General features: G+C 73.4%; 20 protein-coding genes. 6 read left to right on the forward strand and 14 right to left on the reverse strand.

Going from position 1 to position 22,361, the window contains the following annotated elements:
• Positions 1-27 precede the first annotated feature (27 nt).
• On the reverse strand, positions 28-675 hold the full coding sequence (locus GA0070560_RS02195) for a ferritin-like fold-containing protein (RefSeq protein WP_091290548.1): 648 nt from the start codon (positions 673-675) through the stop codon (positions 28-30).
• A 286-nt stretch (positions 676-961) separates the two neighbouring features.
• Here GA0070560_RS02195 and GA0070560_RS02200 point away from each other — a divergent pair, with 286 nt between their 5' ends.
• The 3 genes from GA0070560_RS02200 to GA0070560_RS02210 all read left to right on the forward strand — a co-directional run bounded on the left by GA0070560_RS02200 (position 962) and on the right by GA0070560_RS02210 (position 4,603).
• The gene (locus GA0070560_RS02200; RefSeq protein ID WP_091290551.1) at positions 962-2,632 is read left to right on the forward strand and encodes a DEAD/DEAH box helicase; all 1,671 of its coding nucleotides are present in this window, start codon (positions 962-964) and stop codon (positions 2,630-2,632) included.
• A 217-nt stretch (positions 2,633-2,849) separates the two neighbouring features.
• Complete coding sequence (locus GA0070560_RS02205) at positions 2,850-4,007, forward strand: class I SAM-dependent methyltransferase (protein ID WP_091290554.1); 1,158 nt, start codon at positions 2,850-2,852, stop codon at positions 4,005-4,007.
• 179 nt (positions 4,008-4,186) lie between these two features.
• Entirely contained in the window at positions 4,187-4,603 is a 417-nt protein-coding gene (locus GA0070560_RS02210; RefSeq protein WP_091290556.1) for a helix-turn-helix domain-containing protein, read from the forward strand.
• Between the two features lie 121 nt (positions 4,604-4,724).
• Here GA0070560_RS02210 and GA0070560_RS02215 read toward each other — a convergent pair whose 3' ends face one another.
• The 9 genes from GA0070560_RS02215 to GA0070560_RS02255 form a co-directional block, all read right to left on the reverse strand.
• Positions 4,725-5,702 carry a hypothetical protein gene (locus GA0070560_RS02215; protein ID WP_245675313.1) on the reverse strand — a complete coding sequence of 326 codons (978 nt, stop codon included), beginning with the start codon at positions 5,700-5,702 and terminating at the stop codon, positions 4,725-4,727.
• Positions 5,703-5,934: 232 nt separating this feature from the next.
• Positions 5,935-8,073, reverse strand: coding sequence for a RecQ family ATP-dependent DNA helicase (locus tag GA0070560_RS02220; RefSeq protein ID WP_091290560.1), 2,139 nt, complete (start codon positions 8,071-8,073; stop codon positions 5,935-5,937).
• Between the two features lie 115 nt (positions 8,074-8,188).
• Positions 8,189-9,298 carry a branched-chain amino acid ABC transporter permease gene (locus GA0070560_RS02225; RefSeq protein WP_091290563.1) on the reverse strand — a complete coding sequence of 370 codons (1,110 nt, stop codon included), beginning with the start codon at positions 9,296-9,298 and terminating at the stop codon, positions 8,189-8,191.
• Entirely contained in the window at positions 9,295-10,185 is an 891-nt protein-coding gene (locus GA0070560_RS02230) for a branched-chain amino acid ABC transporter permease (protein ID WP_091290566.1), read from the reverse strand. Before GA0070560_RS02230 ends, GA0070560_RS02225 begins: the two co-directional genes overlap by 4 nt.
• The gene (locus GA0070560_RS02235) at positions 10,185-10,946 is read right to left on the reverse strand and encodes an ABC transporter ATP-binding protein (RefSeq protein ID WP_091290569.1); all 762 of its coding nucleotides are present in this window, start codon (positions 10,944-10,946) and stop codon (positions 10,185-10,187) included. The genes GA0070560_RS02230 and GA0070560_RS02235 overlap by 1 nt, the downstream gene beginning before the upstream one ends.
• A gap of 55 nt (positions 10,947-11,001) precedes the next feature.
• The gene (locus GA0070560_RS02240) at positions 11,002-11,745 is read right to left on the reverse strand and encodes an ABC transporter ATP-binding protein (RefSeq protein WP_091290572.1); all 744 of its coding nucleotides are present in this window, start codon (positions 11,743-11,745) and stop codon (positions 11,002-11,004) included.
• 3 nt (positions 11,746-11,748) lie between these two features.
• A complete protein-coding gene (locus GA0070560_RS02245; protein ID WP_091290575.1) occupies positions 11,749-12,948 on the reverse strand; it encodes a substrate-binding domain-containing protein in 1,200 nt (399 codons plus the stop codon).
• Between the two features lie 217 nt (positions 12,949-13,165).
• Positions 13,166-13,435 carry a hypothetical protein gene (locus GA0070560_RS02250; protein ID WP_091290577.1) on the reverse strand — a complete coding sequence of 90 codons (270 nt, stop codon included), beginning with the start codon at positions 13,433-13,435 and terminating at the stop codon, positions 13,166-13,168.
• The gene (locus GA0070560_RS02255; RefSeq protein ID WP_091290581.1) at positions 13,432-13,734 is read right to left on the reverse strand and encodes a DivIVA domain-containing protein; all 303 of its coding nucleotides are present in this window, start codon (positions 13,732-13,734) and stop codon (positions 13,432-13,434) included. Before GA0070560_RS02255 ends, GA0070560_RS02250 begins: the two co-directional genes overlap by 4 nt.
• A 306-nt stretch (positions 13,735-14,040) precedes the next feature.
• Here GA0070560_RS02255 and GA0070560_RS02260 point away from each other — a divergent pair, with 306 nt between their 5' ends.
• Positions 14,041-14,271 (forward strand): GntR family transcriptional regulator, encoded by a 231-nt coding sequence (locus tag GA0070560_RS02260; RefSeq protein WP_091290585.1) that lies wholly within the window; start codon positions 14,041-14,043, stop codon positions 14,269-14,271.
• Between the two features lie 374 nt (positions 14,272-14,645).
• Here the strand turns inward: GA0070560_RS02260 and GA0070560_RS02265 are convergent, their stop codons facing one another.
• Positions 14,646-15,776 (reverse strand): glycerophosphodiester phosphodiesterase, encoded by a 1,131-nt coding sequence (locus tag GA0070560_RS02265; RefSeq protein WP_091290587.1) that lies wholly within the window; start codon positions 15,774-15,776, stop codon positions 14,646-14,648.
• Between the two features lie 142 nt (positions 15,777-15,918).
• Between GA0070560_RS02265 and GA0070560_RS02270 the strand changes: the two genes are divergently transcribed.
• Together GA0070560_RS02270 and GA0070560_RS02275 are read left to right on the forward strand one after the other, a co-directional pair.
• On the forward strand, positions 15,919-17,253 hold the full coding sequence (locus tag GA0070560_RS02270) for a TrkH family potassium uptake protein (RefSeq protein ID WP_091290589.1): 1,335 nt from the start codon (positions 15,919-15,921) through the stop codon (positions 17,251-17,253).
• Entirely contained in the window at positions 17,243-17,911 is a 669-nt protein-coding gene (locus tag GA0070560_RS02275) for a potassium channel family protein (RefSeq protein ID WP_091290591.1), read from the forward strand. The genes GA0070560_RS02270 and GA0070560_RS02275 overlap by 11 nt, the downstream gene beginning before the upstream one ends.
• Before the next feature lie 9 nt (positions 17,912-17,920).
• Here GA0070560_RS02275 and GA0070560_RS02280 read toward each other — a convergent pair whose 3' ends face one another.
• From GA0070560_RS02280 to GA0070560_RS02290, 3 genes are all read right to left on the reverse strand, one after another.
• Positions 17,921-19,576 (reverse strand): serine/threonine-protein kinase, encoded by a 1,656-nt coding sequence (locus tag GA0070560_RS02280; protein WP_091290593.1) that lies wholly within the window; start codon positions 19,574-19,576, stop codon positions 17,921-17,923.
• Between the two features lie 71 nt (positions 19,577-19,647).
• Positions 19,648-21,201 (reverse strand): fused MFS/spermidine synthase, encoded by a 1,554-nt coding sequence (locus GA0070560_RS02285; protein WP_091290595.1) that lies wholly within the window; start codon positions 21,199-21,201, stop codon positions 19,648-19,650.
• Between the two features lie 36 nt (positions 21,202-21,237).
• On the reverse strand, positions 21,238-22,251 hold the full coding sequence (locus tag GA0070560_RS02290) for a coiled-coil domain-containing protein (RefSeq protein WP_091290598.1): 1,014 nt from the start codon (positions 22,249-22,251) through the stop codon (positions 21,238-21,240).
• Positions 22,252-22,361: the final 110 nt, after the last annotated feature.

Consider the following 22,361-nt stretch of genomic DNA (forward strand, 5'->3'; position numbering starts at 1 on the left):
CCCTCCACCGGCGCGGGGTGATCCGGCTCAGTTGTTGAGGCCGGCCGCGGCCATCCGGGCGGTGTGGTTGGCGGTCAGCCTGCGGAACAGCGCCGGCACGTCGACCTCGTCCCGCCCGATCAGGGCGGTGAGCGCGCCCCGGTCCGCCGCGGCGACCCGCCCCGCCTGGGAGAGCGCCTCTCCGACCAGCCGTCTCGCCCACATGGAGAGCCGGTTGGCCACCCGGGGGTCGACCTCGATCGCGGCCCGGATCTCGGCCACCGCGAACTCGGCGTACCGGGACTCGTGCAGCACGTCCCGCACCAGTTGCCGGTACGGCTCGTCCAGCCGGTCGGCCATCTCGCCGAGGAAGTCGTCGGTGATGCCGTCCCCGACGTACGCCTTGGTGACCGCCTCCAGCCAGTCCTTCGGCTCGGTCGAGTCGTGGTACGACTGCAACGCGTCCCGGTAGGGCGCCATCACCTCGTCCGGGCTGGCCCCGAGCGCGGTGAGCCAGTCGGCGAGCCGCCGGTAGTTGCCGATCTCCGCCGCCGCCATCTCGCTCAGCGCGGCCCGGCGACGCAGGTCGGGGGCGAGCCGGGCGTCGGCGGCCATCCGGTCGAAGGCGAGCAGTTCGCCGTAGGCGACCAGACCGAGCAGGTCGACCACGGCTTCGGGGCTTGTCGGGGCGGGCACGAGCGCAGGGTACCGTCCGGGGCGTACGACCGTTTTTTGCGTGATCCAGATCACAATTATTACCCCCGGGGGAGGGTCGGTCAACGGGCTTCGGAGCGAAACCCTGCTGCTCGGTTAAGATGGAGCAGTTGCCGTGGGCGCCGATCCGATCGAAGTCCTGCCTACGGCGCGCGTGCGGCCCGGTCCGGCTCGGCGAACACCGCCCCCGACCGCGTGGCCCGCGCCATACCGATCGCGCCCTGAGGACAAGACGGGGCGCACCACGAGAGGGCACCCCCAGATCCAGATGAGCGAACAGATTCTCGAAGAGCTGGAGGGCCACGAACTGGCCCCCACCGCCCCGGTCCGTCCGGAGGCGCCCACGTTCGCCGCGCTCGGCGCGCGGCCGGAGACCGTCGAGGCGCTGGCCGCGGCGGGCATCACCCGCGCCTTCGCGATCCAGGAGTACGCGCTCCCGATCGCGCTGCGCGGCACCGACCTGATCGGCCAGGCGCCGACCGGCACCGGCAAGACCCTCGGCTTCGGCGTACCGCTGCTGGAGCGGGTCTTCGCCCCCGACGAGGGCAGCGACGGCGTGCCCCAGGCCCTGGTCGTCGTCCCCACCCGTGAGCTGGGCATCCAGGTCGCCAAGGACCTCGCCGCCGCGGGCAAGACCCGGGGCGTGCGGGTGCTGCCGATCTACGGCGGGGTGGCGTACGAGCCGCAGATCGACGCGCTGCGCAAGGGCGTGGAGATCCTGGTCGGCACGCCGGGCCGACTGATGGACCTGCAGAAGCAGAAGCACCTGCGGCTGGACCGGGTGCGCGCGCTGGTCCTCGACGAGGCCGACCGGATGCTCGACCTGGGCTTCCTGGACGACGTCGAGAAGATCCTGGCGATGCTGCCGGAGGACCGGCAGACCATGCTCTTCTCGGCCACCATGCCGGACCCGATCGTCACGCTCTCCCGGCGCTTCCTGCGCCGGCCGGTGACGATCCACGCCGGGCACACCGCCGAGACCGGCCCGTCGCCGCAGACCAAGCAGCTGGCGTACCGCACCCACTCGATGAACAAGATCGAGATCGTGGCCCGGATCCTCCAGGCGGAGGGGCGCGGCCTCACCATGATCTTCACGCGGACCAAGCGGGCCGCCGACCGGGTCGCCGAGGACCTCGACTTCCGCGGCTTCGCGGTCGCCGCCGTCCACGGCGACCTGGGCCAGGGCGCGCGGGAGCGGGCGCTGCGGGCGTTCCGCGCCGGCAAGATCGACACGCTGGTCGCCACGGACGTGGCCGCCCGGGGCATCGATGTCAGCGGCGTCACCCACGTCATCAACTACGACTGCCCCGAGGACCAGGACACCTACACCCACCGGATCGGCCGTACCGGCCGGGCCGGGGCGACCGGCGTCGCGGTGACCTTCGTCGACTGGGACGACATGCCCCGCTGGCGGATCATCGACAAGACGCTCGGCCTGGACATGCCGGAGCCGCCGGAGACGTACCACACCTCCCCGCACCTCTACACCGACCTCGACATCTCCACCGAGATCACCGGCACCCTGCCGACCGCCGAGCGGACCCGCGCCGGGCTCGCCGCCGAGGTCGAGGAGGACCTGGGCGGACGGTCACGCCGTGGCGAGGGTGGCCGGGGCTCCCGGCGCGGCGAGAGCCGGGGCGAGAGCCGCGGTCGGGGTGAGCGTCGCCGGGGCCGCTCCGGCTCCGACACGCCGGACGCCGAGGCTCCGGTCGAGGCCGCCGCCGAGGAGGGCACCCGCACCCCGCGCCGCCGGCGTCGCCGCCGGGACGGCGAGACGGTCGCGGGCGAGCCGACCGCGGTGATCTCCGCCGACGCGGGCGCCACCGAGCCGGCCGCCGTCTCCGCCGACGGCGAGCAGCCGTCGAAGCCGCGCCGCCGCCGACGCCGCCGTGGTGGCGCTTCCGGCGTGGGTACGCCGGCCGAGGCCACCGCCGACTGACCCCGTGACACCCGGACATCCCCCGCACCGCTCGCCGGTACGGGGGATGTCCCCTTTGGTGACCGCCCCGTCCCGCCGGAGCCGCTCCCGGCGACCCGGATCGGCGGGAGCACGTCGCCCGCCCGCGGCGACGCAGGTCACCGGTCGACGTGCGGCGCGGGCCACCCCGGCCCGGGGCGCGCACCGCCACCCGCCCGCGAAGAAGGATGATGCAACGATGCCCGAACCGTTGGACGCCGCCCTGACCGAGGTACGGACGCTGCTGCTCGACCCCACACTGACCCGGGCGGTCGCCGCCGGCCGCCGGCGTGGACAGCGGCCGTCGGTGGTCCGCGCCGAGCTGCGCCCGGTCGTCCTCAAGGCCGGTCCACGGTTGCAGATCTCCACCTCCGACGGCAGCCGGCCGTACACCCGCAACGTGGCGCCGGGGACGGAGGCCGGGTCGGCGGTCGACGCGCTGCTGGCCGAGCCGTTCGGCAACTGGCACGTGGAGACCGCCGACGCCACGCTCCAGCTCCGGGTGACCAAGTCCGGCGAGGCGCAGGTGCACCGGGCCGCGGCGACCCGGACGGCGGCGGAGCCGGTCGGGCACGACCGGGCCAAGGAGTACCTGCTGGACCCGGGCGACCCGATCTTCGCCGAGATCGGCGGCTCGGCCGCCAAGCGACGCCAGGTGGACGCCTTCCTGCGGGCGCTCGCCGCCACCCTCCCGGAGGAGCTGACCGGGCCGCTGCGCGTGGTCGACCTGGGCTGTGGCAACGCGTACCTGACCTTCGCGGCGTACCGGTACCTCGCCCGGCGCGGCCTCGACGTCGAGCTGGTCGGGGTGGACGTCCGGGAGGACCAGCGGCGGCGCAACACCGAGCTGGCCGACCGGCTCGGCTGGGCCGGCCGGGTCTCCTTCGTCGCCGGCACCATCGCCGACGCGGTGGTCGAGCCGGCACCGGACCTGGTGCTGGCGCTGCACGCCTGCGACACCGCCACCGACGAGGCGCTGGCCCGGGCGGTGCGGTGGAACGCCCGTTGGGTGCTCGCCGCCCCCTGCTGCCACCACGACCTGGCCGCGCAGCTGCGCTCCCGTCCGGCCCCGGCCCCGTACGAGCTGCTGACCCGGCAGGGCATCCTGCGGGAACGCTTCGCCGACGTGCTCACCGACGCGCTGCGTGCCGGCCTGCTCCGGCTGCACGGCTACCGGGCGGAGGTGGTGGAGTTCGTGGACTCCCGGCACACTCCCCGGAACCTGCTCATCCGGGCCCGCCGGACCGGCGCCGCGCCCACCGAGGGCCAGCGGGCCGAGTACCGGGAACTGGTCGACCAGTGGCAGGTCACGCCCCGGCTGGCGGCCCTGCTGGCCGGGGACGCCCCGAACACCTGACCGCCGTACCACGGAAGGGGCCCGGCACGGCCGGTGGGCACCACGGGCCCGGGGTGGATCCGGGGTCCCGGGCGGGACACAGGGGTCGATCGGTCAATTGCTCCGACGCATCGTCGTACTACCCTGGGGAGGCGCGATCGACACCGCGCCCGGTTCGAGAAAGGGACCACCCCGCAGGAATGGGCTCCGCAGAGGTATCACCGCAGATGGCCTTCGCACGCTTCGTGCGACGTGCCATCGACGACGCCCGGGATGAGCGGGGTTGGACGGTGAGCGACCTGGCGGCGCACACCGGGGTGGGGCGGTCCACCGTCTTCCGCTGGCTGGCCGGCGACTGGCAGGACTACCCCGAACTGGCCAAGGTGCGCGGCTTCTGCGCCGCCCTCGACCTGCCGGTCGCGGCGGCGTTCCGGGCGCTCGGCCTGCCCGACGCCGGTCCGGCCCCGCGTCGCCGCGCCGACGACGCCCCGGTCGAGGCGGACGTGCGGGTCATCCTGGAGCGGCTGGCCGACCCCACTGTGCCGGCCGAGGAGAAGCACCACATCCGCGACCTGCTGCGCTACCTCGCCCGCCGCCCGGTCCGCCGGGCCGGCTGACCCCGCTCGCCCGCCGCCCGGTCCGCCGGGCCCGCCCCGCCGACGCGGGCCGGCCAGCCGGCGACCGTCCACCACCCCAGCCCTCGGCGACAGTGCGGGGGCGGGCTTCCGGCGGCGGCGGTCAGGCGACGGTGACGGTGAATTCGGCGGTCCGCACCACGCCGGCCACCTGGAAGTCGAGGTACATCCGGTAGCGGCCCGGCCCCGGCGCGGTGACCCAGAAGGTGACCGTGTCGCCGGCCTGCGTCGGCTCCGGGTGCACGTGCAGGTAGCCGAGGTCCCCCTCGCGCAGCGCGACGAGGTGCCCGTACGCGCCGAGGTAACGCTCCAGGGCGGCCGGGGCGGCGCCGTCGCGTACCCGGAAGCGCAACGGCAGCGCCCTGCCGACCTCGGGCACACCCTCGTGGTCGACGGTGAACCCGTCGACCGTCGTGGTGGTCGCCGGGGCGGGCAGCGGCCGGGGCGCGTACTCGCCGGGGGCGGTCAGGTCCACCCCGAGGGTGACCGGCGTCTGCCGCCCGTCGTCGGCGACGGCGACGAAGTCCGCGTACGCCCGCCAGACGCCGGGCTGTGCCAGGGTCAGCGGCACCGACCAGGTGCCGTCGGCGGCCATCGTCGGGTGCAGGTGCTGGTAGCCGGTGAGGTCCCGGCGTACCACGATCAGGTGCATCGGCTTGTCGTGCACCACGGCGAACCGGGTGACCGCCTGCCGCCGGTCGTCGTGGATCCGGAAGCGGAAGTCCCCGGCCCGGCCGGCGACCAGGTCCCCTGCCGACGGGGTGAGGGTGTAGCCGGACGAGGTGACCGAGAGCCCGCCGGCCGCGGTCGCGGCGTCCCCGCCCGCGCCGTGGTCGTGCGCGCCGGTGCCGGGCGCGTGGGCGTGCTCCCCGGTGGCCGCCGCGGCGACGCCCGTCCCGCCCGGTGTGGCCGGCTTCGGGTTGGCCCGGCCCAGGCCGAAGCCGAGCAGGACGGCGAGCACCAGCCCGCCCACGGTCAGCGCCAGCCGCAGGGTGCTCCGGTCCGGCCCGACGGGGTGGGCGTCGGTCGCCGACCCTCCGTCCGGGTCGACCGCCGCCGTGACGGATCGCTGCTCGGCCATGCGCCCACGGTACCGCCGTCCCCGGTGCCGGTCGGCTCTCGGCCGACCACCGTGGCGACGGTCGCAATCCGGCGTCGCCGGGAACTTTCCGCCCGGTCCGGCCCGGGACGGACCCAGGCGGGTGTCCGCGGCTCCCGAGCCGGCGCGGACCGCGGGCGGGAAGCCGTACCGCAGGTCGGCCCGGCGACCCCGATCCGGGCCCGACGCCGAGCCGGGCGGCGGGCCCGGGGCGTCAGCCGGCCACGGCGAGGGCGAGGGGCAGCACGTCCGGCGCGCCGGCCCGGCGCAGCAGCCGGGCCACCATGGCCATCGTCCAGCCGGAGTCGACCAGGTCGTCGACGAGCAGCACCGGCCCGTCCAGCCCGGTGAGGGCGTCGGCCAGGTCCGCCGGCACGGCGAAGGCGTCGTGCAGCGTGCGTACCCGCTGGGCGCTGTTGCCGCGCGGCCCGCCGGCCCCGGTCGGGCCGGTGGGGACGACCTGGCCGAGCAGTGGCAGCCGGCCCACGGTGGCGATCCGCTCGGCGAGCGAGCCGACCAGTGTCGGGCGGGTGCGGGAGCCGACGGCGACCACACCGGCCGGCCGGCGCGGCCACGGGTCGTCGCCGTGGGCCCACGCCCTGAGCACGTCGACCACCGCCGTCGCCACGTCGTCCGGGACCGGGCCGTCCGCCGCGTCCGGCCCGACCAGGGCGCGCAGCCGGCCACCCCAGCCCAGGTCGGACAGCCGTCCCACGGCCCGCCCGGGCAGCGCCTGCTCCGCCGGGGGGATCCGTCCCTTCAGGGGTACGCCCACCGCGTCCAGCCCGGTCGGCCAGAGCTTCTTCGGCGGGACCTGGACACCGGGGCGGCCGAGGAAGGTCTGCGCGGTGCTCAGCGCGGTGTCGGAGACCTCCGGGGTGAACAGCGGACCGGCGCAGTTGTCACAGCGACCGCAGTCGGTCGCCCCGGTGTCGTCGAGGCACTCGCGCAGGTACCGCATCCGGCAGCCGGACGTGGCCGCGTACTCCCGCATGGCCTGCTGCTCGGCGGTGCGCGCCTGGGCGACGCGGCGCAACCGGGCCTCGTCGTAGACCCAGGGCTCGCCGGTGGCGAGCCAGCCGCCGCGCACCCGGCGCACCGCGCCGTCCACGTCGAGCACCTTGAGCATCAGTTCCAGCCGGGCCCGGCGCAGGTCGACCATGGGTTCCAGGGCCTGGGTGGAGAACGGCCGGTCGGTGTGCAGGGCGGCGAGCACCGCCCGGACCTGCTCCTCGGGCGGGAAGGCGAGCGAGGCGAAGTACCGCCAGATGGCCGCGTCCTCGACGCCGGGCAGCAGCAGCACCTCGGCGTGCTCGACGGCCCGACCGGCCCGGCCGACCTGCTGGTAGTACGCGATCGGCGAGGGTGGCGCACCGAGGTGCACCACGAAGCCGAGGTCCGGCTTGTCGAAACCCATGCCGAGCGCGGAGGTGGCGACCAGCGCCTTGATCTTGTTGTCGAGCAGGTCCTGCTCGGCGGCGCGGCGGTCCGCGTCCTCGGCCTGGCCCGTGTAGGAGGCCACCGACCAGCCGCGCGAGCGCAGGAACTCGGCGGTCTCCCCCGCCGCCGCGACGGTCAGCGTGTAGATGATCCCGGAGCCGGGGAGCCGGTCGAGGTGGTCGGCGAGCCAGCCCAGCCGGTGGGCCGGGCTCGGCAGGTCGAGTACGCCCAGCCGCAGCGACTCCCGGTCCAGGGTGCCGCGCAGCACCAGCGCGTCGCCGCCGTCACCCGTGCTGAGCTGTTCGGCCACGTCGGTGGTGACCCGGGCGTTCGCGGTGGCGGTGGTGGCCAGCACCGGGGTGCGTTCGGGCAGGCCGGCGAGGAAGGTGCGCAGCCGGCGGTAGTCCGGCCGGAAGTCGTGCCCCCAGTCGGAGACGCAGTGCGCCTCGTCGACCACCAGCAGGCCGGTGGTGGCGGCCAGCCGGGGCAGCACGCCGTCCCGGAAGTCCGGATTGTTGAGCCGTTCCGGGCTGATCAGCAGCACGTCCACCGCGCCGGCGTGGATCTCGGCGGTGATCTCGTCCCACTCGTCGAGGTTGGCGGAGTTGATGGTGCGGGCCCGGATGCCCGCGCGGGCCGCCGATTCCACCTGGTTGCGCATCAGCGCCAGCAGCGGCGACACGATGACCGTGGGGCCGGCGGCGTCGGGGCGTTCCCGCAGCAGCGCGGTGGCGACGAAGTAGACCGCCGACTTGCCCCAGCCGGTGCGCTGCACGCAGAGCACCCGACGCCGGTCCACCACCAGCGCCTCGATCGCCCGCCACTGGTCCTCGCGCAGCGTGGCGTGCTCGCCGGCCAGCCGGCGCAGCACCGCCTCGGCCCGCTCCCGTACCGCTGCCCGATCCTGGCTCATCCGGCATTTCTACCAGCACCGGCCCGCGATCCAACCCGTCGATCATGAAGTTGTCGCCTACGCCGTCCGGCGTGTCGTGGCGACAACTTCATGATCGACAGGGCCCGAGCGGAGGTCAGCGTGGGGGGCGGAGGGCCTTGCGGAGGGGGGCCAGGCGGGTGGTGAGGCTGGCCAGGCCGCCGGGGAAGAAATAGACGGCCAGGATGAAGACGGTGCCGAGCACGAACAGAGGCTGGCTCAGCGGGGCGCTCAGCACGGCGGGCAGGGCGTCGACCGCGTCGCTGGCCCCGAAGGCGGTGAGGCGGTGGTCCAGGTACATGTAGAGGACACCGCCGAGCACCGGGCCCCAGCGGGTGCCGGGCCCACCCAGCACCACCATGACCAGCAGCGACAGGGTCAGCTCGGACGAGGTCACGTGCGGGCTCGCGCCGCCGACGATCAGGCAGTAGACCACTCCCCCGGCCGAGGCGAGGCCGCCGGACAGGGTGAACGCCACCAGCTTGAACCGGTACGGGTCGAGCCCGAGCACCCCGATCCGCCGCTCGTCGTCGCGCAGCCCGGCCAGCACCCGCCCGGTCGGCGAACCGGAGACCCGGTGCACCACGAACACCACCAACGCCAGGTACGCCAGCGCCAGCCAGTACAGGTTGACCGTGTTCGTGACGCCGACCAGGGCCGGTGGCAGGCCGGAGACGTCCAGCGGCAGCCCCTCCTCGCCACCGGTCCAGCCGCCGAAGTTCCGGGCCACCAGGATCGCCCCGACCTGGGCGAAGGCGAGCGTCACCATGGCGAAGGCGATCCCCACCGTCCGCAGCGCGACCGCCCCGAGCAGCGCCGCGAGGGTCGTCGCCCCGACGACGGCGAAGAGCCCGGCCTGCCACAACGGCAACCCGGCCCGGGTGACCAGGATGTCGGTGCCGTACACACCGGCGGCGAAGTAGAGCGCGTGCCCGAAGGAGAGCATGCCGGTACGGCCGAACAGCAGGTCGTACCCGGCGGCGAGACCACCGAAGACCAGGCAGACGGCGAGCAGTTGCAGGGTGCCCGGCGAGTTCAGCGGCCCCTCGAAGATCCCGGGCAGGACGAGCGTCGAGTACGGCACGATCGCGGCCACCGCCAGCGCCACCAGCGGCAGCCACGGCCGCAGCCCGTGCCAGCGCGAGTGCCCCGGGGTCAGTTCCGCCGGCACCGCGGCCGGGGGTGCGTCGACCATCTGGTCGGTCATGCGTGAGCCACCTTTCCGGCCAGGCCCTGGGGCCGCAGCAGCAGCACCACGGCGAGCAGGCCGACCACGCAGATGTCGCCCAGCCCGGAGACGCCGTAGTAGTTGACGAACTGTTGCAGCAGCCCCACCACGACCGCCGCGTACGCGGACCCGACCACCGAGCCCATTCCGCCGATCACCACCACGATGAACGCGAAGATCAGCAGCGAGCCGCCCTGCCCGGGTGAGACGGTGCCGAAGTAGACGCCGCCGAGCGCGCCGGCCAGCGCGGCCGCCGCCCCGCCGATGGCGAAGACCAGGGTGAACGCCTTGCGCACGTCGATGCCGAGCGCGGTGACCATTTCCCGGTTCTCCACCCCGGCCCGGATCACCAGCCCGTACCGGGTCCAGCGGAGGAAGGCGAGCAGCGCGCCGAGCACCGCCACCGCGGCGACGATCAGCAGCAGCCCGCCGTTGGGCACGCTCGCGCCGAGCACCGAGGTCACCTGGCGGGTCCACTCCGGGCGCGGGAACGGCCGGGCGTCCGCGCCCCAGGTGGCCTGCAGCAGCGCCACCCCGGCCAGCGAGAGGCCGACGGTGACCAGCACCTGCTCGATGGTGCGCGAGTAGAGCGGCCGGATCAGCACCAGCTCCACCAGTACCGCGACCAGCGTGCCGGCAGCCACCCCGAAGAGCACCGCGAGCACGAAACCGAGGCCGTCCGGGCCGGCGCCGGGCAGGTTCTGCGCGGCCCACCAGGTCGCGTACGCGCCGACGCCGAGGAAGAGCCCGTGCGCGAAGTTGAGCACGTCGGCCAGACCGAAGACGAGGGAGAGCCCGGAGGCGACCAGGAAGTAGAGCGCCGCCAGGCCCAGCCCGGTCAGCGTCAGCAGGATGACCGTCCCCATCAGCTTCCGTCCTTCCGCGCCGCCGTCGGGGCGGTCTCGTGCCCGCCGCCGGAGCCGACCCCGAGCAGCGACTTCGTCAGCCCGGTCTCCAGCAGCAGTTCCTTGGCGTCGCCGGTCCAGGCCACCTGGCCGGCGGCGAGCACCACGGCGTCGTCCGCGAGCCGCCGGACCACGGCGAGGTTCTGCTCGACCAGCAGCACCGGCACCGACTCGGCGACCCGTTGGAGCACCTCGGCCACCTCGGTGACCACCTTGGGCGCCAGCCCCTTGGTCGGCTCGTCGACCAGCAGCAGCCGGTTGTCGTTGAGCAGCACCCGGCCGATCGCCAGCATCTGCTGCTGCCCGCCGGAGAGCGAGCCGGCCCGTTGCCGTCCGCGCCGGTCCAGCTCCGGGAAGAGCGCATAGACCTTGTCGTACGCCGGGGTGCTGCCGCGCCGTTCGGCGAGCCGCAGGTTCTCCGCGACGGTGAGGCCGGCGAACACGCAGCGGTCCTCCGGCACGTAACCGAGGCCGCCGCGGACCAGTCGGTGGGTGGGGCGGGCGAGCAGGCTCTGCGCGCCCATCCGGATGGTGCCGCGCACCTCGCCGTTGCGGGGGGTCAGGCCGACGATCGCGCGCAGCGTGGTGGTCTTGCCGACGCCGTTGCGCCCGAGCAGCACGGTCACCCCGGTCGGGGCGACCGTGAACGACACCCCCTGGAGGATGTGCAGCCCGGCGATCCGCACCGACAGGTTCTCGACACTCAGCACAGGTTCACTCACCGCGCCGCCTCCCTTCGCGACTGCGGGGCTCGCAACCCCGGCTCACTCCTCGCGCTCACAGTGACTCCCCCAGGTACGCCTCCTGCACGGTGGCGTTGGCCATCACCGTGTCCGGGGTGTCGCAGGCGAGCAGCGCGCCGTGGTGCATCACGGCGATCCGGTCGGCCAGCTCCAGGATCACGTCCATGTGGTGCTCGACCATCAGCACCGACCGGCCGCTGTCGCTGGTGAGCGACCTGATGACGTCGACCAGTTCGGGCACGTCCTCGGCACTGACCCCGGCCATCGGCTCGTCCAGCAGCATCACCCGGGGCTCCCCGGCCAGCAGCAGGGCGATCTCCAGCTTGCGCTTCTCGCCGTGGGCGAGGGTGCCGGCGAGCGCCGCACCCCGGTGGTGCAGGCCGACCCGGTCGAGTGCCGCGTCGGCGGCGGCGGCCACCTCCCGGTCGGCCGCCGCCCGCCGCCACAGTTTCATCGAGCCCCCGCGGTGGGCCTGCACCGCGAGCCGGACGTTCTCCCGCACGGTGAGCGAGCCGAAGACCGAGGACGCCTGGAAGGTACGTCCCAGTCCGAGGCGGGCCCGCCGGTGCGGCGGGAGGGTGGTGACGTCCTCGGAGTCCAGCGTGATCCGGCCCTCGGTGGGCCGACGCAGGCCGGTGATCAGGTTGAACAGGGAGGTCTTGCCGGCGCCGTTCGGCCCGATCACGCCGAGGAACTCCCCGGGCGCGAGATCGAGGTAGACGTTGTCGACGATGGCGACCTCTCCGATCCGCCAGGTCAGACCGCGGGTGGCGAGCACTTCTCAGCCCTTCATCGGGGTGACCGGCGGGGCGGTCTCGTCGCCGGTCAGGGTCTTCTGGGCGGCGGCCGTGAAGGTGGTGCCGCTGCCGGAGAGCTTGGCCTGGTACATCGGCTGGAGCAGGGCGTGGTCCTCGGCGCGGATGGTCATCTTGCCCTTCACCCCGTCGAACGTCCAGCCTTCGAGCGCGGTGACCATCTTGTCGACGTCGTCGCCACCCTCCTGCGCGGCCTGGACGACCATCTGCGCGGCGGCGAAGCCGTCGGGGTGGAACAGGTCGATGGTGCCCACCTTGCTCTTGAGCGCGGTGGCGGCCTCGGTGTCGCTGGCCCCGTCGAAGTAGTGCGACAGGAAGGAGATCTTGCTGCCGGCGGCGCCGAAGGTGGGCCAGGAGGCGCGGATGTCCAGGCCGGTGACGACCGTGGTGGAGGTGAGGACGCCCTGCTGGTCGAGGGTCTGCCACATGGCCGGGGCGGTGGTGCCGGCCCAGGCGACGAAGAGCAGGTCCGGCTTGGCGGCCTTGATCTGGCTGGCGAACGGGGTGAACTCGGTCGCGCTGGCCGGGGCCCGGACGCTGCTCACCGTGGCGCCCGCGCCACCGATGACGGCCTTGACGGCGGCCTCGTTGGCGTCGCCGAACGCGCCGTCCTGGGCGAAGACGACGACCTTCTTGCCGGCCGGGTCGCCGATGAACGACTTGGCGGTCACCACGTCCTGGTACGACTGCCGCCCCGAGCGGAAGGTGTACTTGTTCGCGCCGGTCACCGCGTCGGTGGCGGCCGGCCCGGAGATGAAGAGGACCTTGTTCTGCGCGGCGATCGGGGCGACCTGGAGCGCCACCCCGGAGGCGGTGGAGCCGGCGATGATCTTCGTACCCTTGCCGATCAGGTCCTTGGCGGCCGAGACCGCCTTGGCCGGGTCACCGGCGTCGTCGACCTCGGTCACCTCGATCTTCCGGTCGCCGACCTTGCCGGTGCCGCCGGTGGCGTGGTCGAGGCCGGCCTTGAATCCTTCGATGTACTGCTTGCCGTAGCTGGCCAGGGGACCCGACTGGGAGTAGACCAGGCCGACCTTGACCGGGGCGGTGGCGTCACCGCCGCCGGAGGCGGTTTCCTGCGGGCTGCCGCAGGCCGTGGCGGCGAGCGCCGCAGCCATCATCGTGGCGGCGGAGAGGAACGCCCGCCGCGTGTGCCGGACCGTCATCGCGACTCCAGGTGAGGAGGACAGGAAGCATGTGTCGGCTCACGCTAGAAGTGACGTCACCCACGGGCTATGTGGCGGAAACACACAAGTGATAGGGACGAGGTGGCCGGTCGTAACAATCCCCGGCTCGGTCGGGGCCGCACGCGCGTCCCTGGTGGCCGCGGTCGCCACCGCCCCGGCCGCCGCTGTGTCGCCCCCCGCCATCGCCACCCGTCGCTCACCGCGTCCCGCGTCGGGCGCCGACCGGTGGACCGCAGCCGCCGTCGTGGTCCGCCGGTCTCGGACAGCGCCGGCCGCCGTCGAGCAACCGGTCGCAGAAGACCCAGTGGCGTACGCCCTGCGCGTCCTCGGCCGAGACGGTCGACCCGCCGCCGTCCACCTCGGGCAGGAACCCGAGCGCCCGGGTGACCGCCCGGGCGAGGCGCAGCGCGGCGGCCAGGTCGGTGGCGACGACGGGCAGGTGGACGACGAAGCGCTCCGGGCTCACCCCCGCGCGCCCGGCGCGAACCGGGACTGCCAACTGCGCAACGCCCGCTTGATCCGGATGTTCTCCTCGGTGACCATGGCCAGGTCCCGCCGGGTGTTGGCCAGTTCGCCGGCGACCCGGTGCAGGAAGGCGTGCACCTCGGCCGGGTCGAGCCCGCGTCGCACCTGGTGGAACTGCCGTTCGCGGATCTGCCCGGCGGTCAGCGGCCGGCAGGAGCCGGAGCGGTACCAGCCGGCGTTCGCCGGGCGGGACGGACGACGCCGCGCGGCGCGGCGGAACCGGGCGAGGACGTTGCGCATGGGCCACCTCTCGGGTCACGTGTGCACTGGTCACGTCGTGTGTGCGCTGGAAGGCGACCCGGCCCGCCGATAGGGGACGCGGACCGGGCCGCCGGCCCCGGAACCGCAGCCCTGCTCGGCGGTACGGCCCCGCGGCCAACTGTGGCGTCCGCCCCCGAGGCTTGCCGAACCAACCGGAGCCGGACACCCAGCAACTTACGCCACTAAGTGGCGTGAGTCTAGCCCTCCGTGCCGGCGCGGCAACTTATTGCAGATGCTGGTGCAGGTCCGGCATGATCGGGGAGCCGAACCAACCGGAGTCCCGCCATGCCCACAGCACAGCCTTCGTTCCGCCGCATCGTCGACGACATCGCCGGAAAGATCAAGAACGGCGAATTGAAGCCCGGAGACAAGCTGCCCTCAACCAGCCAACTCGCCGACATGTATGGCGTCAGCAACAACACCGCCTATCGGGCTTTGGTCATCCTGCACGACCGGGAACTGATCATCGGTCAGCAGGGCCGGGGCACCTACGTGGCTGAGCGACCGAGCACCTGAGGTCCACCGACGCTACCGACCTGATCGCACAGATGGATCAGCACCGCCCGAGCAAGAGATCGTGCAAAATCGTGGAAGTAGTGGCCTCCGCCCACCGGCAAGGCCACTACTTCCATGTTCGAGCAGGCTCACCGGTTCCCATGTTCGAGCAAGGCTCACCGGGGCTGCGCCCCCGGGAGCGGGCCGACAGCGGTGATCCATCTGTGCGATCAAGTCGGTAGTCACCCGACAGCACCTCCGGCCCTCGACCGGCACGACAAACGACGGTGGGGCGTCCGGTGGAACCGGACGCCCCACCGGGCTCACGGGAGGCGGCAACCGCAGGGCCGCCCGGGAGGGGTCGCTCCGCCCCTGGACCAGATCACCTGCGACGGTCAGTGTCGGGACAGGCCGGCGCGGGCCGCCACAGCGGTGTCGGGCTGGTCGGTGAAGACGCCGTCCAGGCCGAGGCCGTAGAAGAGCTCGTACTCGGCGGTGACGTCGCCGCGGGCGTTCGGGTCGGCGCCGATCCGGAAGTCGGCCGGGAGGAACTGGTTCTCGGCACGGAACGTCCAGGCGTGCACCACGAGCTTCTCCCGGTGCGCGTCCCGGATCACCGTGGTCGGCGCGCGCAGCCTGCCGGCGGCGTCCCGGGGGACGATCAGGTTCTTGTTCACGCCCACCCCGTCGGCGTAGCCGGCGATCCAGCGCAGACCGGCCGGCGTGGCCAGGTCGGCGTAGCTGCGGGTGTCACCGGCGGCGGTGAAGTCGTACGGGCGGCCGGAGGCGTCGAGGAGCTGCACCAGCGGCACGTCGATCATCCGGTCCAGCTTGCGCAGGTTGGCCGTCTCGAAGGACTGCACGAAGACCGGGGCGCCACGGTGGGCCAGCTTGTTCCTGCGCAGCACCGCCACCAGCGGCTCCTCCAGCGGCAGCCCGATCGAGGCGAAGTAGCTGGGGTGCTTGGTCTCCGGGTAGACGCCGATGGTCCGACCCCGGTTCCGGCTCTCCGCCCGGGCCAGGTCGACGACCTCCTGGAAGGTCGGCACCTCGAACCGCCCGTCGAAGGCGGTGTTCGCCACCCGTACCTGCGGCAGCCGCTCCTTGGCCCGCAGCGTCTTCAGCTCGGCCAGGGTGAAGTCCTCGGTGAACCAGCCGGTGACGGTCACCCCGTCGATGGTCTTCGTCGCCTTGCGAGCGGCGAACTCCGGCCGGGCCGCCACGTCGGTCGTACCCGAGATCTCGTTCTCGTGCCGGGCGACCAGCACGCCGTCCTTCGTCGGCACCAGATCCGGTTCGATGTAGTCGGCGCCCGTCCGGATCGCCAACCGGTACGCCTCCAGGGTGTGCTCCGGGCGGTAGCCGCTCGCGCCACGGTGGCCGATCACGATGGGCCGATGGGTGGCCCGCTCCGCGCGGCCCGCGCGCTGGGAGTCGTCCTCACGGGCGGACGCCGCGCCGGGCACGGCGACCGCCACCGCGAGCAGCGTGCCGGCCAGGCCGAGGGCGGAAAGGGTACGTCGCAACGCCGTCTCCTGTCGTCGATGGGTCGCGCTCAGCAGACCGGCCCGGGCTGACCGCCAGTTGGTCGGCGACTGACCACCGGATGAACCCTCCGGGATGCGCCATTCACCGACCCCGGACCGCCAGGAAACAGAAGATTGTCTGGTGCGCCGGTTTCTTCGTCATCCCGTCCGGCTGGTGCCGTTGGGGTTCCTGGCGGCGATCGCCCTCGGCACCGGCCTGCTGATGCTGCCCTGGGCGACCAGCGACGACCGCTACACCCCGTTCACCCAGGCACTGTTCACCGCAACCTCCGCCGTCTCGGTCACCGGCCTGTCGGTGGTCGACACCTCGACGTACTGGAACACCTTCGGGCTCATCATGATCACCGTGCTGACCCAGGTCGGTGGCCTCGGCATTCTCACCGGCGCCACCCTGGTCATCCTGGTGGTCGCGCGGCAGCTCGGTCTGCGCAACCGGATGCTGGTGCAGGCCGAGACCGCCGAGTTCGGCTCCGGCGACGTACGCCGGCTGCTGCTGCGCATCGCGGCGCTCGCCCTGGTCAGCGAGGTGCTGTTGACCGCGATCCTGGCCGGCCGGCTCTGGTGGGCCTACGACTACCCGGTCGGGCGCGCGCTCTGGTACGGGCTGTTCCACGCCGTCCAGGGCTTCAACAACGGCGGCTTCTCACTCTGGCCGGACAGCCTGGTGAGCTTCGGCCGCGACCCGTGGATCTGCCTGCCTCTCGTGATCGGCACGATCATCGGCGGGCTCGGGTTCCCGGCGCTGTTCGAGGTCGCGCGGGCGTGGCGCCGGCCCACCTCGTGGGCGGTCTCCACCAAGCTCACCGTCTGGGGCAGCCTCACCCTGCTCGTGGTCGGTTTCGTCGGCCTGCTCGCCACCGAGTGGGCCAACCCGAACACCCTCGGCGAGTACGACTGGCGAGGCAAGATGCTGGCCGCCTTCACCCAGACCGCGGTCGTCCGCACCGGCGGCTTCAACACCGTCGACACCAACCAGCTCGACGAGGAGACCTATCCGCTGCTCATCTCGCTGATGTTCGTCGGCGGCGGCAGCGCCAGCACCGCCGGCGGGATCAAGGTCTCCACCTTCTTCCTGCTCGCCTTCGTCATCTGGGCCGAGGTGCGGGGCGAGCCCGACGTCACCGTCGGGCGGAGCCGGATCGCCACCGCCAGCCAGCGGCAGGCCCTCACCGTGGCCCTGCTCAGCGTCGCGCTCGTGGTCGCCGGCACGGTCGCGCTGATCATCATGACCGAGGGCGTGCGCTACTACCGGGCGCTGTTCGAGGTGACCTCGGCCTTCACCACCACGGGCCTCTCCGTGGGCAGCCCGGACGACTACGGCACCCCGGGCCACCTGACGCTGACCCTGCTCATGTACATCGGGCGGATCGGCCCGCTCACCCTCGGCTCGGCCATCGCGTTGAACACCCGACGACGCCTGTACCGCTACCCGGAGGAGCAACCCATTGTCGGCTAGGCGCACGGACCACAGCGGCATCGTGATCATCGGCCTCGGCCGGTTCGGTTGCCACCTGGCCGGATCCCTCACCCAACTCGGTCACGAGGTGCTCGCCGTCGACCGCAGCCCGGACCGGGTGCAGCGCTGGTCGGCGCAGCTCGACCGGGTGGTGCAGGCCGACGGCACCGAGGAGGCCGCGCTGCGACAACTCGGCGTGACGGACTTCGACCGGGTGGTCGTCGCGATCGGCGCGTCGGTGGAGGCGAGCGTGCTGTCCGTACTGGCGCTGGCCGAGTTGGGCGTGCCGCAGATCTGGGCCCGGGCCACCTCGGAGAAGCACGCCAAGATCCTCGCCTCGGTCGGTGCGCACCACGTGGTGTTCCCCGAGGCGGAGACCGGGGAGCGGGTGGCGCACCTGATCGTCAGCCGGATGCTCGACTTCATCGAGTTCGGCGACGACTTCGCCATCGCCAAGGTGCCCGTGCCGTCGAGCCTGATCGGCCGGCCGCTGCGCGACCTCGTCCCGACCGAACGCTACGGGGTGATGGTGGTCGGCGCGAAGCTGCCCGGGGAACGCTTCCGGTACGCGGGCCCGGAGACGGTGCTCATGCCGGAGAGCGTGCTGATCGTGGAGGGGACGATCGACCAGGTGCAGCGGTTCGCCACGCTCAGCTGACCCGCCCCGTCAGTCGTCGTCGCCTCCGTCGTCGTCATCGTCGTCCCTTGCCACGGGCGCCGCGGCTTTTTTTGCGCCGTCACCCGCCCCCTTGCCGGACTTCGCCTTCGCGCCCCCGCCGGAGCCCTTCCCGGAGGTGGCGGTGGAGCCGCCCTTGCCGGTCGCCTTCTTGGCCGGCGCCTTGGCCGGGGCGGTCGTCGGCGTGGAGCCGGCCACCCCGGACACCTGGACCGCACAGGTGGCGTCGCCCAGCCGGAACTCCACCGGCAGCGGGTTCGCCCCGGTGTACGAGCCGGTCATCGCGACCTTCTCCGAGGCCCCCGGCGCGAGCGCGGCCCCGCCGGCCGCAGGCTGGACGACGACCGTACGCCCCTGCTGGCGGGCCACCGCCGGGCTGGCCTTGGTCACCTTCTGGGTGCCGGGGAAGGCGAAGCTCATGCTCCAGTCCCGCAGTTCCTGCTTGCCGGTGTTGGTAAGCGTCACCTCGGCGGTGAAGTCCTTGCCGGAGTCCTTGCGCAGCACGTACGAGACGCCGCAGAGGTTCTGCTGCTGGAGCCCCATCCGCGCCTCGGTGGGCTTGTCCACGCCGCCGCTGGCGGGGCTCTTGGAGGTCACCCCCCACATCGCGGCGGTCACCGCGACCAGGCCGGCGGCGGCCACCCCCGCCTCGGCCTTGCGCCGGCGCGCCGCCGCCCGGCGGTTGCGGGTCCGGCCGGAGAACGGCAGCGCATCGGTGTCGGAGGACCAGGGCAGGATCGTGGTGCCGGCGTTGGCCAGCAGCGCCGGGTCCGCGATGCCGGGCGCCGGAGAGACCGGCACGGCCGCGATCATCCCGGCCGCCTCGGCCAGGGTACGAGCCACCTCGGCGGTCTGCGGCCGGTCCTCGGGCTGCTTGGCCAGGCACCGGCTCACCAGCTCCGCCACCTCGTCGGGCAGCCCGGTCACCTCGGGCATCGGCTCCGGGTCGTTGTACATGTGCGCGCGGAGCATCTCGGTGGTGGTGCTGGCCTGCCACGGCAGCCGGCCGGTGAGCATCCGGTAGAGCAGCAGCCCGACGGCGTACACGTCGGTGGCCGGGGAGACCTGGCCGTTGTCCAGCCGCTCCGGGGCCAGGTAGGCGGGGGTGCCGAGCAGGGCGCCGTCCGGGCCCTTCTCGCTCTCCCCGACCAGCGCCGAGATACCGAAGTCGACCACCTTCACGCCGGTGGAGGTGAGCATGACGTTGCCCGGCGTGACGTCCCGGTGCACCACGCCACGGGCGTGCGCGGTGGCCAGCGCCGAGGTGACCTCCGCGCCGATCGTCACCGCCTCCCGCCAGGGCAGCTTGCCGTCCCGGCCGAGCCGCGCGGTCAGCGGGCCGCCGTCGACCAGCTCCATCACGACGTACGGCACGGTCAGCCCGACCTGCTCGGACTCGCCGTAGTCGTACACGTTGGTGATGTTGGGGTGGCAGAGCCGCGCGGCGGCCTGGGCCTCGACCCGGATGCGGTGCCGGAACGCCCGGTCGGCGGCCAGCCGGGAGGCGAGCACCTTCACCGCGACCTGCCGGCCGAGCACCTCGTCGTAGCCGCGCCAGACCACGGACATGCCGCCCGCGCCGAGCTGCTCGATCAGCCGGTACCGCTCACCCAGCAGTTGCGCGCCGTTCCGGATCGCTCCACCCATGGTCGAACGTGTTGCCCGAGTCGGGGCGGGCTACACCTGGATGGTCGTAATCGGTCAGCAATGTCACCCGATCAGGCGGTCGCCAGCAGCTGGTCCACCGGGGCGTAGTCGTCGGTGAGCACCAGCGCGTCGCCGACGAAGGCGGTGAACTCCGCCCCGGCGAGCAGGTCGGGCACCGTGTCCAGGGCGCCGAGGCGCTGGTTGAGCGCGTCCAGCGGCAGCGGCGCGTCGGAGGCGACGACGAGGAAGTTCGACCCGACCTGCCCGGCGAGCGCCGCAGGCGGCGCGACCACCGCGACGTGCCGGAACTCGGCCGCGACGGTGGCCAGCTCGCTGCGGATGAACCGCCCCGGCGGGTAGTCGATGACGTTCTGCACGTAGAGCCCGCCGGGACGCAGCACCCGCCGGACCTCGGCGGCCATCTCCCGGGTGGCCAGGTGCCAGGGCACCACCAGATGCCCGAAGGCGTCCCCGACGACGAGGTCACGGCTGTCGGCCGGCTCGCCGGCGACCAGGATCCGGGCGTCACCCACCACCGCCCGCAGCCCCGGCCCCGGGCGTACGCCCAGCTCACGCCGGTCCAGCTCGACCAGCCCGCCGTCGATCTCGAAGACCACGTTGTCGGTGCCCGGCCGGGTGGCGCTCAGATAGCGCGGCACGGTGAACCCGCCCCCGCCCAGGTGCAGCGCGTCCAGCCGCTGCCCCTTCGGGGCGAGCACGTCCGCCGCCGCGCCGATCCACCGGGTGTACTCGAACTCCAGGTGGGTCGGGTCGGCCAGGTCGACGTACGAGTGCTGGGCCGAGTTCAGGTACAGCACCCGACCGCTGGGCCGCGACGGGTCCTCGGCCACCCGGGCGCAGTGGTACGCGGTCTCCACGTCGCACGGGTTCGGCGCGACCGCGCTGAGCCCCGCGCCGAGCAGCCCGAGCACCGCCAGGGTGGCCTTCGCCCGGGCCGGGCCGGGCAGCCCGGCGCCCCGCTGCCGGCGCAGGTACGCCCCGAGGGCGAGGCCGGTGACGCCGAGCAGGGCCGCCAGCGCGATCAGGATGACCGTGCTGGGCAGCGCCGCCACCAGCACGAAGCCGGTGACCAGGGTGGCGGTGATACCGCCGAGGGTGCCGATGCCGGAGAGCCGGCCGACCACCTGCCCGGTGCGCCGCAGGTCGGCCAGCTGGAGCTTCACCACCAGCGGGGTGACCGCCGAGAGCAGGGCCGCCGGCACGAAGACGGCCGCCGCGACGAGCAGCAGGATGGCGGCAGCCGCCCCGCCGCGCAGCACCTCACCGGCGTACCGGACCACCGGCAGGGTGACCGCGGCGGCGATCCCGGCCAGCACCAGCGCCGGGGCGAGCAGGCCACGCGGGTCCCGCCGGTCGGCGAGCCACCCGCCCGTCCACGCCCCGTACGCGATGGCGGCCAGCGCGATGCCGATGACCGAGCTGGTCACCTGGAGGGTCACCCCGACGTACGGGCCGACCAGGCGCAACGAGACCGTCTCCAGCACCAGGACGGCGCCGCTGGAGAAGAAGACCAGGAACGCGGCGAGCCCGTTGGGCAACGCGCGGGAGGTGGCCGGCGAGGCGGGTGCCGTCTCGTCCACGACGTCGGAGGATGAGCTGCTCACCGTCGCGATGGTACGCAGCGTTCCTGGCCGCCCGGGTCAGTACATCGAAAGATGAACATGGTTCGTGTGGTCGGCGGCCGGGCTGCCGGAACCGCTGTACGCCCGCCACCCGGTGTTCGGCATCCAGATCTGCCGGTACCAGATCACGTAGAGCACGCCGAGCCGGCTGGCGTTGTTCTTGTAGTAGTTGGCCAGACTGTCGCCGTACGCCTTGTCCCCGCCGGTCGCCGTCTCGTCCTTGAACGTGCTGGTGGCGGCGGAGAAGTCACAGGCACGGCCCTTCGGGTGCTCACCGTCGCCGCCGGTGCGGAAGCACTTGACGTACCGCTTGTAGCCGGCGGCCTGAGCCTGCTGGAGGGCGTGCAGGGTGCGCGGGGTGATGCACCCGTCGGTGGTCGGGTCGTTGACCGAGCACCTCTCCGACGGCCAGGAGCCGTCCGGGTTGCGCGGCGCCGGCTTCGCCGACGACGACCCGCCGCTGAAGCCGGAACTGACCCCGGAGCTGACGGTGGCGAGCGCACGCTCGGCGTCCCGCTTCCGCTTGGCCAGGGCGGCGACCTGCTTCTGCTGCTCGCGCACCTCGGTGTCGATGGCCACCTTGGCCTGCGCGGCGGTCTGCTTGGCCTCAACGAGGTCGCGCAGCTTCCTGGCGTCGCGCTGGCCCATCACGTCGAGCTCGGCGGCGCGCTGCAAAAACGACTCGGGGCTGGCGCTGTTGAGCAGCGCCGAGGTGGGGGTGAGCCGACCCAGCCGGTACGACTGCGCGGCCACCTGGCCGACCTGGGCGTTCAACCCGACCAGCCGCCCCTCGACCGCCTTCAGCTCCCCGGTGAGGGCGGCCTGGCGGCGCTTGGAGTTGTCGAGCTTGGCCTTGGCCTCGATGTGGCCCTTGGCGGCGGCCTCCAGCGCGTCGCGCAGCTTCTTGGTGCCGCCCTCGTTGGGCTCCGCGGAGGCCGGCACGACGCCCCCGCCGAGCAGCAGCGCCACCACGGCGAGCAGCACGATCAACGGCCGGCGTACGCGCGGCCGGGTGCTGGTGGTCCTGGGCACGAAGGTGTCCTTCCCTCTCCCCCACGGGGCCCGGTCGACCCCTGCGCGGCGGTGGCCCCGCCGACGAAGCAGGTGGCCCGCTGGCGGGAGACCGCCGGACACGATACCGG

The sequence above is a fragment of the Micromonospora halophytica genome (genome assembly GCF_900090245.1).
In the GTDB taxonomy this organism is placed as follows: Bacteria; Actinomycetota; Actinomycetes; order Mycobacteriales; family Micromonosporaceae; genus Micromonospora; species Micromonospora halophytica.